This is a genomic window from Marinobacter sp. P4B1 (assembly GCF_001447135.1).
Lineage (GTDB): Bacteria > Pseudomonadota > Gammaproteobacteria > Pseudomonadales > Oleiphilaceae > Marinobacter > Marinobacter vinifirmus.
This window is the reverse complement of sequence record NZ_CM003615.1, coordinates 95140-109247: the sequence shown is the minus strand read 5'-3', so window position 1 is coordinate 109247 and position 14108 is coordinate 95140. Positions and strand designations below refer to the sequence as shown.

Here is a 14108-nt window from a genome sequence, read left to right as displayed (position 1 = left end):
CGGTATTTTGAAGCGCCTTGTCGTGAAAAGGTGCGTGATTTCAGGCGGGTTTTCTAACCTAAAAGATTCCGTGAATCACCAGATTGGGAAGGCTTTCGCGACAATCTGATCTTGTCGAATGGTTCCAACATACCGGGAGTCCCAAGATGTAGCCAGAGAACCCATGGCAAAGAACTCTCCCTCTTGAATTGTGGTTGTCCGAACAAGACTTTCTGTATCTATATCAAAATCTTTCGGGTTCCTTAACGCCCCGTTCTCCCAGGCATCGCCATTAATAGTTGTTTCTTCTAAGGATACTGACACGACATCTCCAGCGACACCGACCGCTTTCTTGACCACCAACTGACCGTCAGGTATCACCGGCTCCATACCTTCGGCAACAAACACGAAGTAGTCGCCTTGCTCTATGTTCTGGTGTGCCGTGTCGTACAGGTAGAAGGTGTAGGGGAAACATCTCACAACCTGCGGATCAATCCCGATCTTGAAGCGATCGAAAAACAGATATCCAGACCCCAGAACGATCACTAATGCCAGAACGCCTTTTATCAGGAATGCTTTCACCGCTTACTCCACAATATCCAGTTTGAGGTGGTCTGGCGCGGCCCAAACAGCCTCCCCCCGAATGACTACTTTCCCTTCGCTGGCCAGATTGTTCACTACGATGCGAACTTTGTCCGCAACCTCTTTGGCCGTCATATCTGAGCGCCCGGTGCGAATTGATTCTGCAATTTCTGAGGTGTTAACGATGACCAGGGAATCATTCCGGTCAATCTTGTTTTTCAAGTCGATGTACGCATACGCCAACAAACCGATTACAACCAGCATTGCTGCAATCACCGCTTGCCCCCAGCGTGGAATACCTTGGGCTTGATCATCCATACTTACCGTATCCTGAGTGTTGATTATCTGAGATTAAGTACCACCCGATAGACCAGGGTTTAGCTGGCCTTTCGGGCATCCACTTTTTGAGCTCGCTCATCGGCGATGACCCTTTCAATCGCATCCACAAGGCTATAGCCCTGATCCTGGTAGCGTTTGATGGCCATCTTCTCGGTTGCCATGGTGGTATAGAGCAGCTGCTGGAACCGGCTGATGATCAACCGTCCAATGCCTGCACCGGCTTTCGACAGGAAGAAAATTTCGGAATAGAGGCCTTTCTGCGTGTGGACGGTTTTCAGGAGCTCATACCCAGCTTCTTTGAGGGGGAGTCGTTTCTCTTTGGCAACACTGTCAATCGCCTGTGTTTCCTGAGACAGGAGCCACTTGTTGGCGCTGTTCTCAGCGATCGCCCGGCCAGCCTCATTCGTGTAGAGGTCATTGATACCCTGCGTGATGACCATGGCAGCGCCATTGTACTTACGGAATCGGCGGTAACCGCCTTCGATAAACTTGGCGACAGCCCCGGATGAGAGCAGCGACCAGGCCTCGTCAATCATGAGCTGTTTGCGCGTATTCATGTCGCCCAGGTACATTTCCTGCTGTACCTTATAAATTAGCAACAGCAAAACGACCTGCTGTAGATGTTCCTTCGATTTCAATTCTTCCAGTTCTAAGACAACAAACCGATTGTCGATGTCCAGGTTGTTTTTACCGTTAAACCACTTGCCGTATTCGCCTCGACTGGTGAACGCGAACAGCTGGTACCCGATATCGGAAATCCGCTTTTCTTCACTGGTTTCCTTGTCGAGGTTGGCACGACCTTCGTGAATAAGCCGTGCAGCAAGTTTGTCGATGGTCAGGTCGTTCCCATGCTCCCTCCAGAGCTCCTGCATAATTCGGCGGAGCTGGGCCATCTGGAAATCGTCCAGACCTTCGGTTGGTGCGGCCATAGCTTCGATCAAGCCGACGAGCATATCCGCTTCATCGTCATAATCTTTAATTAGATCAAATGGGTTGAGACAGATTTGCGAGTCTTCGTCGAAGACCACAAATTTCCCACCCAACTCTGCGCACAGTTTCTCGTAGGAACGGCCAACGTCGATCATCCATACCCGGCCACCAACACCGAGAATGTTGCAGATAAGCTCGTTTGAAAGTACCGATTTACCCGCGCCGGATTCGGCGGCTACCACGACGTTGTAGTTGGTTGACGAGGCGAAGTTATCGATCGTCATAAGCTGCCCGCTGCGGGACATCATCAGCATCAGCGGTGACCCGTGCCCCTTCCAGTCACCAATAAAAGGGAGGAATCGAATCGCATGCCGGGTCGCCATCGTAGAGTAGCGCCCAAGGGAAATCATGGCTTCCGGATCGGCCCCAAACGGCAACGCGTTCAAGAAAATGGGCATATTGAAGAAACGATCTTCCATCATCGCCATTTTAATCGACCGGAGGTACGTCTTGGCGTTGGACGTTGCACTGACCAGCTCATCTTCGCTGTCTTCGAACAGGGTCAGCGTCAGATTGAATTCTACGCCTCGATCATCATCGTCAAGCGCCTCAAACAGCGCATTGTAGGAGTCGTAATGGGACTTCAGGCGGGGAATGAATTTGAGCATTGGGCCGCTGGCCTGGTTGATCACCCACTGCCGCCGCCCAGTCATTTTCTGACGCAAACTTTCCGGATCCGGGAAGTGAATCGTCGCGGTGATCATGAAGGTGCCCTTCAAACCACGTTGTCCGGTTTTGACATCGGCAATGTAGTTGGCGGGAATGCCCAGTGACGCGTAATCCGGCCAGTTTTTTACGCTGAGCGTCTTAACGTATTTTTCACCGAAACGCAGATGGTCGGCAGACACTTCGATGTCCGTGGTCGAATCGATGTACTGATCCCGGACAAAAATTCGAGGGTCATACGTCTTGTCGAGTGATGTTCTTCGCCACTCCGCGTTGTCGCCCCAGTTAAAGATGGTTTGCATGAAGCGCACATAGGTTGCGCCGGTCATCATCTCTGGCCGAAAGCTGATGGACTCCAGGGCGCTCTTGATGGCAGACGCCAGCTTGATCGTCCGCTTCATGTCTTTCTCGGTTGGCGGGTTGCCACAAGGGATCTTGCCCGTCAGTACAATCACATGATCCCTGACCAACGCGTTGTTTTCGTATGCCAACGGTTTTTTGGTACCTTCCACACAGAACTTTGCCCGCTCTTCTGAGAAGCGGTAAATGGTCGGGTTTTTCTCATCTCGACCTGCCATCATTTGGTTCAGCACATGATAGATGTCGGGCGAGGAAAAGAGGTTCATTTGCAGGAACGAACCTTTTGGCCAATCCTGGCTCAGCACGCCTGAAAGCTGATCAAGCGTTGACTCGTCGGCACCGGAAAGCGGGGTCATTTTCAGTGCGAACCCTAAATATCCGTCCTCCAGATAAAACAACTGATCTTCCGATGAGTAGCCGATTTCCGGCAACAGCTTAGTGATTTTGCTGTGTGCCATAAGGCTTGAGCGACGAGACAGGATCGAGGTCATACTTTCGTTATCTCCAGAAAAAAACAAGGGCGACATAAGCCGCCCTTATACACTTGATGCTTACAGGGCGATGCCAGCGCCTACCAGGCCTTGAATGATAGAGGGCGAGTAGTAGAGACCAATACCGGCAGCCGGGCCCATTACGAAGGCCATGATGTTCTGTTGCCGGATACCGTAAACGACACCCACGATAATCATGATCAGGGAAATAATCCGGCCGAGGGTACCCTGCACCCAGCCTTCCAGCAGCTCCCAGATCTCGTCGAATTCAGCGCCCTCATCACCTGCCCAAGCGATGTCCGGCATCACCATAAACAAGAGCACCATTACGGCTGCTGCAACGTACGCCAGCGTGCGCTTGGTCTGGGCGCTCATTCCTTCAAACGTATTTGTCATGACTGACATAGACACTTCCTCTTCTACTTCTGGATTGATTTATTCGCCAACTGGCGTGGGTTGTGATCCCGCTGAGCGGGCCGTGCGCGAAGATCGAACAACAGGGGTTTCTGATGACCGATCTTTTGCCTGGTTACCGAATCGCCATTTCCGCTCAACAATCTCGTTGTAAACGAGCTGCGGGGAATGCAGCGCTCCGGCATTGTCTTCGTAGGTGTTAATCCAAACGCGCATCACTTGCGCCTGTGTTCGGATGGGCGTGGGGCCGGTTAACACCTTTGGTGACTGAACTCTGACGTTATGAGGAACAACCACGACCTTTGGGGCGTCTGGCTGACCGCTGCTTGCAGTGGTTCTATGAACACCTACATCGCTCCTCGGGTGGCCAGGACTCACGGTGCTGGTTTGAGTGCTTGTCTGCACCGGCTGATGCCCAGGGGCTGCCTGATATCCGAGATCGGTGACGGGGCCGGCCGCATCATTGGTCAGCTCATAGACTTCCCGTGCGCTCTTGCAGGAATAACCGGCCTCTGAGTAGCCCTTACAGCTGAACTCCGGGTCTCCGATGGTCGTGGCACAACCGGTCATTGCTGCGCACAGTGCAAGAATGCTTAGTCGCTTCATCCCCGCCCCTCCAGGAATGCTTTGAACTGTTCAACCGTCCGGAATGCACCCAGTTGCACGCCGCCTTTTTTCGAGAGTGTGTACGGCACGGATTCAATGCCTACTGTGTTCGCGGTTCTGCGAGCGACAGCCTCTTCTTCGTCGCGGCAAGCGTCGGTAACGTCCGGGCTCATGTTGCGGGAGAGAATGACCTCGCCCAGCGTGTCAGGCTCTACACAGGAAAGCTGACTTACATAGTTGTCACTGCGGGGGCCGAGCAGCGGGATTACGACGTTCACAAACACGTACTCGTCTGTCAGCTCCGGCTGCATTTTCAGTATTTGGTGGCAGTAGGGGCAAAGTGGGTCGATAAAGACCACGACTTCTTCCTTATTGCCATCTTGCTCGCCAACCTGGTACTTGAGCATGTCTGTACTAACCACTCGATCGATGAGTGAAGCTACTTGTTCCAAACGATTTGTACCGGTTACGGAGGCACCCTCAGAATAAAGCTCTTTCGCTTTGTCGATGGATGCGATTACCTCCATACCCTGTTCTCGATCGACAAAGCGGCCCGGTATTACGAAGCGACCGTCACCACTCATCAGAACGGTCTGGCCGTCTTCGAGCTTGTGAAGGAAGATGCCACCTTTAACCGGCAGCTCGACCGACTCTTTGGAGTTTGCGATCGCAGCATGAGAGACCCCTAGGGCGGTGGCCATCGTTGCAATCAGTGCTATGTTTCTGAGATGTAATGTTTTCATGAGCTCTATCCTAAAGAGACTTTCCACCATTTAGTTCGCGAAAGGTGGCCAATTTCGGGGCTGTTTTATTGCTGAAAATCGATTTCAATCCCGGAAGTCAGTACCAGGTCAATTTCGCGTCCGGCTTTGATCTCAAGTACCGGGAAAATCTGGTCAGCGAGGTCGATGTAGTAGTCAGCGATTCGATCAAGCGCTTCGCCTACACCTCTCGCACCTGCCGATTGAAGGGCGTCAGACGACAGATTCTGCTGGAACGGCTGCACACCGCCGGTATCGTTGGTCACGATTTGCGGAATGGGTGTAGAGCCAAAGGCCCGAGACATTGCGGAAAGGGTTCCGGCTAATAGGGATTGGGCAATGAGCTTGCCTTCACGGTTAACCAACTTGCCTCGAACACCGGCAGACCCGTCCTCACCCACAGCGAATGACTTCAGAGGGACTTCTACAGCTACGCCGTCGTTGTCGATGCAGGACAATACCTCTGATCGCAGATAGGCCCGCTCACTGCTCATCTCTCCGTAGCCGCTCACCAGGGCAAAGCACTCGGAAAAGTCACTGGTGTAGAAGTTCGGCATGATGGTGTCATGCTTGATTCTGATTAGCGCAGGGTGAGGCTCTGCCCTGGTTTCCTGATTCGTCGGCGCATCCAGACCGGTGACCAAAACCCCACTAATAATGGAGCCGGCTGGCAGATACTGAGGGGTTCGCCGAGAATCTCGATCAGCGGTCTTGCTCTCTTTGACCTCTGGCTCGATCGTGATCAGTTTGAACGGAGGCTCTGCCTGCTCCGAGGCTTGAGGATTCCGTGCTGCGTCAACACCAGACGCTGGCCGTACAGGCACCTGGAATGCCTTTTCGTCATCCCAGATTTCCTTGCTGCCCGAACCGGCAGTCTTGCCTTCGGCCGCCGCAGTTCGCTGCCATTCCTTTTTGGCATCTTCCAGCATGGCGGCGATTTCTGTCTCAGACATGCCCGGTTCTACGGTAGATGGATTGTCTTTCGCTGTTTGAAGCTGCCGCTCTAGCCGCTCAATGGTTTTCTGCTGCGCCTGCATCATGCGGTTGAATTCTTTCCGCAGCTCTTCGGCTTCCGATGCTTTGGCCACCTCCTTTTCCAGCTCCTCGTTGCGCTGTTCTGCCTGGCGAATACGGCGTTCCAGCGCCTCCATACCGAACCGATCTTCGTTAACCCCGGTCAGGCTGACGGTGCTTGCGGTAATGCGATCCGCACGGGACGGCGGTTCCTTGAACAGGAAGTTTGAAAGAAGCGCGACCCCGAGAGCCAAGCCAATCCCCGTCACAATGAATTTCTTTTTCTTCGGATCCAAACCAATCCAATAGTTCTTGACGCGCTCCATTAACGACCTCCTAGTGCGCTGGGTCGACGACTCTTCTTCTGAGCAGCGGGTTTACGCTCAAACGCAACGTACATTTCTGTTTGCTGGCTCGGTTCGAGGATCGAGTTTGGCCACTCAGCAGCGGCCACTACACCTTCGGCGGCACAGTGGCTTCCAATGACTTCCACAGGCTCATTACCGGTATTGGTTGCCACAAGAATCTGAACCACCAAATGGTGGCCTTCGGCGACTTGAGCCACCTCATACTGGACTTGTGGGCCACTGAAGCAGGTGTGAACGTCTTGTATCGCAGGTGATCTCAGCTTGTAGCCCTGCGGCAGATTTTCCTTGGCGAGCTCTTCAAACAAATCCACCAAAGCGCGGGTGTAATTGCCTCTTTTCTCCCACTTTTCGGCCGTCGAATTCCCCATGAAATACCCCCCAGCCGGAATCCCGATAGCATCTTCACTGAGGCTAATTTCGTATTGACTGGGAGGCATAGCGCTGGGCACCAACGTGAGCGACAACGCCATGCGTGGATTCTCATGCGGAGACACAAACAAGGTTACTGGGCGGGTCGAGTTCGTCGCGACGAATACCACCGACCCATCCGTTTTGATCTGGGCGTCTGCTGCGGTGGTTTGAATTTTCGGATTTTCAAAAGGAAGAAGTATCCGGTTTGGATGGCCCCGGCTGATCTGTAAGATCTCATTGACGCCGGGTTCCATCACGATATTGCCGCTGCCCTGCGGGGTTGCGGTGTTACCGGCCTGCTCGGACTCAGTGGCTTTGCCGTTACCTGACGCTGAGAGCAATTCCCCCTGAAGCTTGCGAAGCTCGCTGTTTAAGCGACTGGAATTAACTCGCGCTTCTACTGGCTTGGAGCTTTCTGCTTGAGACGAAGGTGTACTTGAGCTCCCTGCATTGCTCGCTTTCGGAGGTGCCGTTTTACGGACAGGGTCGGTTACAGACAGCGGGATCCCAGGGAGATCCGCAGCTGCGATGAGAGGCTCCGCGTTGGCTGGCGTTGCATTCATCAACGATGCTGCAACAAGGCTTGCTAGAATTGACCGCTTCATAAAAATCCTTACCTCACATCACGCTCAGGCTTTCCTTCATAAGTCCGGAAAGCAGTAATTTGTGGTCGATAGTTCTGCACCTCTATTTCCATTTCGTAGGTGATTTCTTCCCGGAACCCCCTGTCGCCTCGGCCTTGGGTTTCTCGCTGTCCATAAATGACAACGCGGTTTGTGTCAGGCCAATAGGCGGTTGATCTGGGAATAAAGCTGATGGACAGGTCGTTGTTCTTGATCCGCTGAATTTCCGACTCCAGTTGAGATTTCACTTCCCGGAATGTTGACGGATGAATGACCTGGCTCAGAGTGTCGAGATAAAAGTTGGCGGTTCCCGCGTGAACATTCCCCAGCATCGCTGAGAACGTCAGCCCCATGGCCAGCTTGTAGCTTTCGCTGGCATGGCTATAGCCCACTTCCATTTTTTCGAAGACTTCGGGCGGGGAAAAAACAACAACCGGATCTTTGTTCGCGGCCATGCTGATCGACACCACCAGGGCAATCGCGAGGACTGGCAGCGAGAACCTGTGTATCAGGTTCTCAAGTCGCAGTTCAGACCAGGTTTGCTTCAGCTTTTTAAGTTCCATTCACTGACTCACTGATTACTTTGTAAAGTGCTGATCGAAGCGGTTGGGGATGGTTCGAGTTTCCTTGAGAGGGAAGCCGAACCAATAACCGGCGTGGAGCATAAAAGCCTTGGGTTGCGTGTTCTTCATTCTGCGCACGGCAGACGAGACAACGATGCCAAGGAGCACACCCAACCAAGGGATATCGGCCATGAAGCCGGCCAAAAACAAAGTGAAAAACGTCATCACCTCATCGATCGTCCATTTCAGAACGATTCGAGGCTCGTCGACATATTTCGGGACTTTTATCGGTTCACTCATATCTAACCTCCTGAACCCAAAAGATACTTAGAATCCAGGAGGTTTTGTTCGCGAAAGGTTCAGCTTTGCGGGGGTGTTTCTTTCAAATCTGCTTCTGTACGTTGGATGTCATCACGACGATGGTGATAGATACCGCTACGCCCCAAAAGAAGATCGCAATCGGATGAATGCTGATCGGGGAGGTTACGTAGAACAGAGGCAGCATGAGAACCAATGCAAGGGCATGGCCTGCGGAGTGGTATAGAACTGGGCTTGCGTATCCATACGAGACCTTCTTGATCGCCCTGACACACATGCCGTGAATGACCGCAGGAATCATCAGGGGAAGCAAGTATGGGAACCATAAAGCCAGGGTTTTGATTCTCTGTATGGCCTGATATACCGTGAGCCAAAACAGCTCAAGCCGGCCTTCGACATATGACCATGTTTGCCCGCCCAGATCCTCGATGCCTCCTGACCTGGCAATCTCATCCTTTGAGGGCACTATTCGATAGCTGGCTGCCACAATCCCAGTGTTGACAAAATTATTGTCGAACGACTCGTTGGATAGCGTCACCAACTTGTTTACGGCCGGGAGCCCCATCCAATCCGCCATCATTCGTCGTTCATTTTCGATCTGCTTTTGAAGGAAGTCGCTTGGCAGCATCACGCCGACCAAAATGATCTGCAATATCCAGGCGATAACCCAGACCAATATGCGTGTTTTCGTCATGCTTCAACCCCTTTGAGCTTCTGTTTTACCGGGACATCGAGCATTCTGAGATCATCCTCTTCGAGCAAAAAACCCATAATTTGCTGAGCGTCCTCGTCAGACACCCATTTCACTATCGGGCCGCTTGAGACCGATCGGATATCATCGACCCAGTTGAGAAGGGGGCCATGAGCGGGATACGACCATATCTGACCATTGCCAAGCGCGATTTCATAACATGCACCAAGGAGGGTGTGCCTCTTGATTTCTTTCAAGAGCAGCTCGTAGAACACCCGCATAGTGATCTTCCTTTCAAACCACAAGTCGTTCCCCGAGCGGTAGGAGGCACGCATCTCTCTGAGGACATAATGCAGGTATGGCTCCCCTTCCCTCTCTTGCACGCACAATAGGGCCGCTGCCCGCATTAAAATCCCATCGATGGTTGGGAATGCCATCTTGCACTCGGCTCGGAAGCTGCTTGTCTGGGATTCTTTGACGGCTTTAGAAAACAGCTTGGCGTTGTATTCCTGGTTGATAATTTTGTGCATCAGATTTCTCGCTCTGTCATCCAGACCTGATCATCCAGGGACACTTCAATGTTGCTTTGGATGATGGGAAGCCTTCCTTTTCTGATCCGCCCCCCTGAGAACGAGGCTATGTATTCGAGGTTTGGCAAGTTGCCCAACAGGGCGGGCGGGAACAGCGGCATTTCCGTCTCAATCAATCGCTCACCGTACCCACCGGAGAAGCTGGTCGGGTTTGCGTTGTCGATGGCGTTGGTGTTCTGGGTATGCATGATCTGGCGGATAATCGTGTCACCCATGGGTGCAGAGATGAACTCCTGGGTTTGATCGTCTTTTGTGCGCAGACCAATCAGGTTGTTGGCGTTCGCAATGACCTGTCGAGCTTTGGATTCATCACCCATTCGAGCAATAAAATCGGGGTATGCCTGACTGCAAATTGTTACCCGAAAACCTGCCCCCCGACCTTTATTCATCAATTGAATCAATGGCTTATTGATGACCTCGCTCGCCTCATCCACGATCACATTAATTGGGCGATTGCTCACCGGGTAGTTATATCGGTCACCCGCCACGGCCGTCAGGTCAGCAAGAAATATCGAGCCGATCGCCGATCCAACGGTCGAATCACTCAAGCTGTCGAGTCCGACTACGACAACTTGGCCGCTGTTGATAATCCTGGATGAGTCCGTGATCGGGCGAATATCGTGGATGTCTTCTTCGTCTGGAGACAATAGATCTCCGAGCTCACCGGAAGTGAGCTGGTTCAGGATCGGCTCAAGAGAGGCAACCATCTTGCTGAAGTGCGATTTCTCGTGCTGGAACATTTTGCACAAGCCGTCGAGCGACTGTTTGCGATGCTTCTCCTGAACATGGTTGACATAAAAACTCACCAGAATGCGAGTCTCAGCCTCTCCATCTTTTGCCTTCTGAAGCTTGGATGCCAGCGCTGTACGCCAGTTGGGCACGCAGTCATCAAAATGGTTTGCCAGGGCCCTGGCCAGCAGCTTGGCCGGGCCGCCCTCAATGTATTGCCGTAGGCGGCGGAAGTTTGGTCTGGTACCTGTTTCGATCAGACCTTGCACGATGTTGTTGATCGCCATCCAACTGAACTGTGCGAACGGATCATTGTCCGCGTCGGACACGATGAGATCTTTCACCCGTGATGCCAGTTCGGTCGACCGGTTCCAGTTTTTCATGGGATCAATCCGGACGGATTGTTCCGGGTAGGCAGGGTTAAAAGTCATGAATGCTTCGGGCTTCCCGGCTATCTTGCAAGCCCGAAAAGCGTTTAACATCAATTCCTTATCGCCTTTGGGGTCGATTATAATTACTGCTTCGTTTCTGAAAATTGCTTGTGAAACGATCAAGTCGAGCAGGCGAGTTTTACCGGCCCCAGTGGTTCCAAATACAACGGTATGCAGACTCAGATGGTCTGTTGGAATAACAAGATCCTGTTCGTTGGGCTCGACACCGTGAATCCAGGGCTTGCCCATCATTTTTTTCGCCTTCTCAGCGCCGAACTTTTTGACAACCTGCTTATCAATGTCCTCTTCCATCGAGCGCTTTGTGATCTCATACACTCGCTGGGCGTGCTTCTGCCCCCATTCGAAACCCTTTCCGATCCATAGGTTCTCGTTGAACTTGGCTCCGGGCTTGGTCACTTTTTTGTAGAGATCTTCAATGTCCATGAAGGTGAGTTCTTTACCGCACAGATTTCGCTTCACCTTCATGTGCTTGTACGCCTGCACTCCCTGAAAGACCGCCATGCACAAAGCAAATGCGCTCACGTAGTAGAATGGCCCTGATGGCAGGGAGCCGTAATGGGCGATCGCAAAGCAGACCCCCGTGCTGGCGATCCAGGCCAGCATGGAGTAGGCCTCAAATGGAGGCCGCCACGGCATTTCGTAGTCAGGGTTAGACACGGTTACACCTCACTATCCGGAACAAATAAATAGGTTTCTTTATCGATTGTTTTCGTTTGAACATCGGTTCGACGCAGAGCTGAAATCAACGACAAATAAGACGAAGATGAGTCCACTTCGCTTTGGTACCAGGCAAGTCCATCGTTTTGATGGATCCAGATACCGCCTTCCCCATCGACCTTCTTAATTTCAGGCTTAACGTCTCGGAAACTGGCCATCATGGTATCGATAACGGGCGACCGGGCGGGCTTCTTGTCCGCCAAAGACTTTGGCATAGGTGGCGGCGTGTCTTTTTTGGCTGCCCTTTTACGTGCTTTTGGCGCTGCCTTCTGGCCACCCTTTGGTTTTGCCGCCGGCTTTTCCTTTGCTGGAGGGTTGGCTTTTGGCTTGGATTTCTCCGGTGAATCATCCCCCGTAGGTGCGCTCTCATTTTCGGCAACTGGAGCCTCTGGTTCTGGCTGAGGGCGATGAGGTGCCGGCTTTGGATCAGGCTTGGCTGTCTGCTTGGAAGAAGTCGGCTTCGGTTCAGGGGCGCTTGGAGGTGTATCCTCACGCTCCTGAGCGGTACCGAGCTCTGCCAGCTTTTTCGCAAGCTCGCCGCCGATAACCAATACCGACAGCGTTTTCTTGCCGACCTTACGTTTTTGGACGGCCTTTGCTGACAGCATGGAGTCTTTCTTCAGGAGATCAGTGATCAGCGCGAGCTTTTCGCTTTTAGCGTCACCGTAGATCTCCATGCCGGCGGGGTAAGGCAGCAGTATTTCATCGTCAACAAACATGGCCTGCGAATTTGGCCCTGGCACAAAACACGCCTTGAGAACGTCGCCTTTATCGCCGTAAGCGTTTAGCCACTCGCTGGACGGGCCCTGGTCAATGGCTTCAGATTCTTTGCCGGTCTGGCTGCCATCGTTGTCGCCATGGCGTTTCTGGCTGTCTACCTCCGACTCTGGCGTTTGGCTGTCGCTGCGTTCCTCTTGTTCCGTTGAAGGCTTAGCAGGGGCAGGTTCGTCTGTACTAGCCGCTTTATCCTGGTTTTCAGTCGACTCCAGGACGGGTACAGACACGCCCTGCTTCAGTAGCTTTTCCTTCAGTGGGCTGGGTTTGTTCTTGCGAGCTTCTTTCTCCTCCAGCTTCGCTTGTTCGAGCTCTTCCTTTCTCGCCTGAATTCCAGCCTCACCAACGGCTACAGCGACCTTGGCTGGGGCAATATCGTCAAACAGGACGCCTTCACCGTTGATTTCAACCACGGTGAGGACAGTGAGATCGATACCATGCTTCTCAAGGGGTTCGGGCGCGATGTGGCGATAATAGGTCTGGTTTCCCTCGCCATCCTCATGCAGCTTTATCAAGTCGAAGTCCGCGAGCGACTCCGCTATGGTTGAGCGGCTTTTGGGGATGCCGCGAGTGCCATCCTTTTCCAGCAGGTTGACGATATCTTTAACCGCCTTGTCCCATTCCAGGAAAATGCCTTGCTTGGTTACCCAAAGCGGCTGCCCTTCTTTGTTCGCTCGCCATTGATCGCTTTCGATCAGTCGCTTCATCGCATCCAGCAGATACTTGGGTACCGGTACCGCGACTGAATCTTCGCCTTCGGAGATTTTCTGCCCTTTGACATCCTCCGCCACACTGGTCTGGTCAGCCTGCATGACCAGCTCATACATGACGCGGGCCGATCCTTTGGGTTGATGCCCGGAGATCGTTTCGTGGATGGCAGAGATGATCCTCGGGTCACCATCGTTCAGCCAGGAGAATACGTGTGGCGGAACAACCTTCATGGTCAGCAGATGACTGAATTTTTCGTGAATCTTGTGTTCGCGGTTCTTCCGCCAGCCAACGAAATAGCGATCGAGCTTGTTGGTGGTCAGAAACTCGTGGAGCGTCTGGGTGTAGACATCCCACTTCAGGCGGCCAGAGATGTCCGTCACGGACACGTCATAAGCCGACTTTCCAATATCGTGCGTTATCCCTGCAATGAACACCGCGAGCCGCCAGCGCGGTTCGAGCACCTTCCGGCGCTGGCCGGTTTCATGCCCATCAATGATTTTGGAGTGGAAGCGCCGGGTAGCAATCAAGCCGACTTCCAGACCGTGACGGAGCATCCCGCCAGCACCGCGATGATGGTGGTTCTTGGACGCGGGCAGCAGATGGACGTAGGCCGCAAACGCTTCGAGAAGCGGCGGTATCAGCGTTTGATAATCAGACTCCGGCAGGGCCAGCTCATGCTTGATCTGTTTGATCAAGCGCTCCTGTGTCGCCAGGAGCTGCTTGGGCGTTGCGTTCGGCAACCCCTCATGAAACGGCGGGTAGCGCGGAATATCACCCATGGCAGCCAGGCCGCCGGGCTCGAATTTAAGCTTGGCATCAGCTCCGCTGCCGCGAAGCTGGCCATTTTTTGAAAACAGAGAAGTTAGCCATTTGATCATGGCCGATAAGATACCGCCGCTGATGAGCAAAAGGTTTCGGAAACAGCACCGAAAATGGGGGTCTTTCAGAACTTATCGGAG

Annotated in this window: 14 protein-coding genes; all 14 read right to left on the bottom strand. The window is 52.9% G+C overall.

What is annotated here, in order from left to right; translation table 11 throughout:
* Positions 1–75: 75 nt before the first annotated feature.
* Entirely contained in the window at positions 76–561 is a 486-nt protein-coding gene (lepB, locus tag AQ621_RS00630; RefSeq protein ID WP_058339842.1) for a signal peptidase I, read from the bottom strand.
* Positions 562–564: 3 nt separating this feature from the next.
* Complete coding sequence (locus AQ621_RS00625; RefSeq protein ID WP_058339841.1) at positions 565–879, bottom strand: hypothetical protein; 315 nt, start codon at positions 877–879, stop codon at positions 565–567.
* Between the two features lie 59 nt (positions 880–938).
* Positions 939–3407: a type IV secretion system protein TraC gene (gene traC / locus AQ621_RS00620; RefSeq protein WP_058339840.1), complete on the bottom strand. Its 2469-nt coding sequence runs from the start codon at positions 3405–3407 to the stop codon at positions 939–941.
* A 60-nt stretch (positions 3408–3467) separates the two neighbouring features.
* Positions 3468–3812 (bottom strand): TraA family conjugative transfer protein, encoded by a 345-nt coding sequence (gene traA / locus AQ621_RS00615; RefSeq protein WP_145840220.1) that lies wholly within the window; start codon positions 3810–3812, stop codon positions 3468–3470.
* Between the two features lie 30 nt (positions 3813–3842).
* Positions 3843–4427, bottom strand: coding sequence for a type IV conjugative transfer system lipoprotein TraV (gene traV, locus AQ621_RS17200; protein WP_082640796.1), 585 nt, complete (start codon positions 4425–4427; stop codon positions 3843–3845).
* The gene (locus AQ621_RS00610; RefSeq protein WP_145840219.1) at positions 4424–5170 is read right to left on the bottom strand and encodes a thioredoxin domain-containing protein; all 747 of its coding nucleotides are present in this window, start codon (positions 5168–5170) and stop codon (positions 4424–4426) included. Before AQ621_RS00610 ends, traV begins: the two co-directional genes overlap by 4 nt.
* A gap of 65 nt (positions 5171–5235) precedes the next feature.
* Positions 5236–6528 carry a TraB/TrbI/VirB10 family type IV secretion system protein gene (locus AQ621_RS00605; protein ID WP_058339837.1) on the bottom strand — a complete coding sequence of 431 codons (1293 nt, stop codon included), beginning with the start codon at positions 6526–6528 and terminating at the stop codon, positions 5236–5238.
* Positions 6528–7586, bottom strand: a complete 1059-nt coding sequence (locus AQ621_RS00600; protein ID WP_058339836.1) for a TraK domain-containing protein — start codon at positions 7584–7586, stop codon at positions 6528–6530. Before AQ621_RS00600 ends, AQ621_RS00605 begins: the two co-directional genes overlap by 1 nt.
* A gap of 8 nt (positions 7587–7594) precedes the next feature.
* Positions 7595–8167: a TraE/TraK family type IV conjugative transfer system protein gene (locus AQ621_RS00595; RefSeq protein ID WP_058339835.1), complete on the bottom strand. Its 573-nt coding sequence runs from the start codon at positions 8165–8167 to the stop codon at positions 7595–7597.
* Positions 8168–8182: 15 nt separating this feature from the next.
* Positions 8183–8467, bottom strand: a complete 285-nt coding sequence (traL, locus tag AQ621_RS00590) for a type IV conjugative transfer system protein TraL (protein ID WP_058339834.1) — start codon at positions 8465–8467, stop codon at positions 8183–8185.
* Between the two features lie 82 nt (positions 8468–8549).
* Positions 8550–9179, bottom strand: a complete 630-nt coding sequence (locus AQ621_RS00585; protein ID WP_058339833.1) for an IncC plasmid conjugative DNA transfer DtrJ family protein — start codon at positions 9177–9179, stop codon at positions 8550–8552.
* A complete protein-coding gene (locus AQ621_RS00580; RefSeq protein ID WP_058339832.1) occupies positions 9176–9706 on the bottom strand; it encodes a hypothetical protein in 531 nt (176 codons plus the stop codon). The genes AQ621_RS00585 and AQ621_RS00580 overlap by 4 nt, the downstream gene beginning before the upstream one ends.
* Entirely contained in the window at positions 9706–11604 is a 1899-nt protein-coding gene (traD, locus tag AQ621_RS00575) for a conjugative transfer system coupling protein TraD (RefSeq protein WP_227508187.1), read from the bottom strand. The genes AQ621_RS00580 and traD overlap by 1 nt, the downstream gene beginning before the upstream one ends.
* 2 nt (positions 11605–11606) lie before the next feature.
* Positions 11607–14027: a MobH family relaxase gene (gene mobH / locus AQ621_RS00570; RefSeq protein WP_145840218.1), complete on the bottom strand. Its 2421-nt coding sequence runs from the start codon at positions 14025–14027 to the stop codon at positions 11607–11609.
* Between the last annotated feature and the right edge of the window lie 81 nt (positions 14028–14108).

What these genes read in the sequence shown, in the direction of transcription:
- AQ621_RS00580 (WP_058339832.1), bottom strand. Translation starts at nt 9,706, where the DNA reads ATGCACAAAATTATCAACCAGGAATACAACGCCAAGCTGTTTTCTAAA.
- AQ621_RS00610 (WP_145840219.1), bottom strand. Translation starts at nt 5,170, where the DNA reads ATGAAAACATTACATCTCAGAAACATAGCACTGATTGCAACGATGGCC.
- AQ621_RS00595 (WP_058339835.1), bottom strand. Translation starts at nt 8,167, where the DNA reads ATGGAACTTAAAAAGCTGAAGCAAACCTGGTCTGAACTGCGACTTGAG.
- mobH (WP_145840218.1), bottom strand. Translation starts at nt 14,027, where the DNA reads ATGATCAAATGGCTAACTTCTCTGTTTTCAAAAAATGGCCAGCTTCGC.
- traA (WP_145840220.1), bottom strand. Translation starts at nt 3,812, where the DNA reads ATGTCAGTCATGACAAATACGTTTGAAGGAATGAGCGCCCAGACCAAG.
- traC (WP_058339840.1), bottom strand. Translation starts at nt 3,407, where the DNA reads ATGACCTCGATCCTGTCTCGTCGCTCAAGCCTTATGGCACACAGCAAA.
- AQ621_RS00585 (WP_058339833.1), bottom strand. Translation starts at nt 9,179, where the DNA reads ATGACGAAAACACGCATATTGGTCTGGGTTATCGCCTGGATATTGCAG.
- AQ621_RS00600 (WP_058339836.1), bottom strand. Translation starts at nt 7,586, where the DNA reads ATGAAGCGGTCAATTCTAGCAAGCCTTGTTGCAGCATCGTTGATGAAT.
- traL (WP_058339834.1), bottom strand. Translation starts at nt 8,467, where the DNA reads ATGAGTGAACCGATAAAAGTCCCGAAATATGTCGACGAGCCTCGAATC.
- AQ621_RS00625 (WP_058339841.1), bottom strand. Translation starts at nt 879, where the DNA reads ATGGATGATCAAGCCCAAGGTATTCCACGCTGGGGGCAAGCGGTGATT.
- traV (WP_082640796.1), bottom strand. Translation starts at nt 4,427, where the DNA reads ATGAAGCGACTAAGCATTCTTGCACTGTGCGCAGCAATGACCGGTTGT.
- AQ621_RS00605 (WP_058339837.1), bottom strand. Translation starts at nt 6,528, where the DNA reads ATGGAGCGCGTCAAGAACTATTGGATTGGTTTGGATCCGAAGAAAAAG.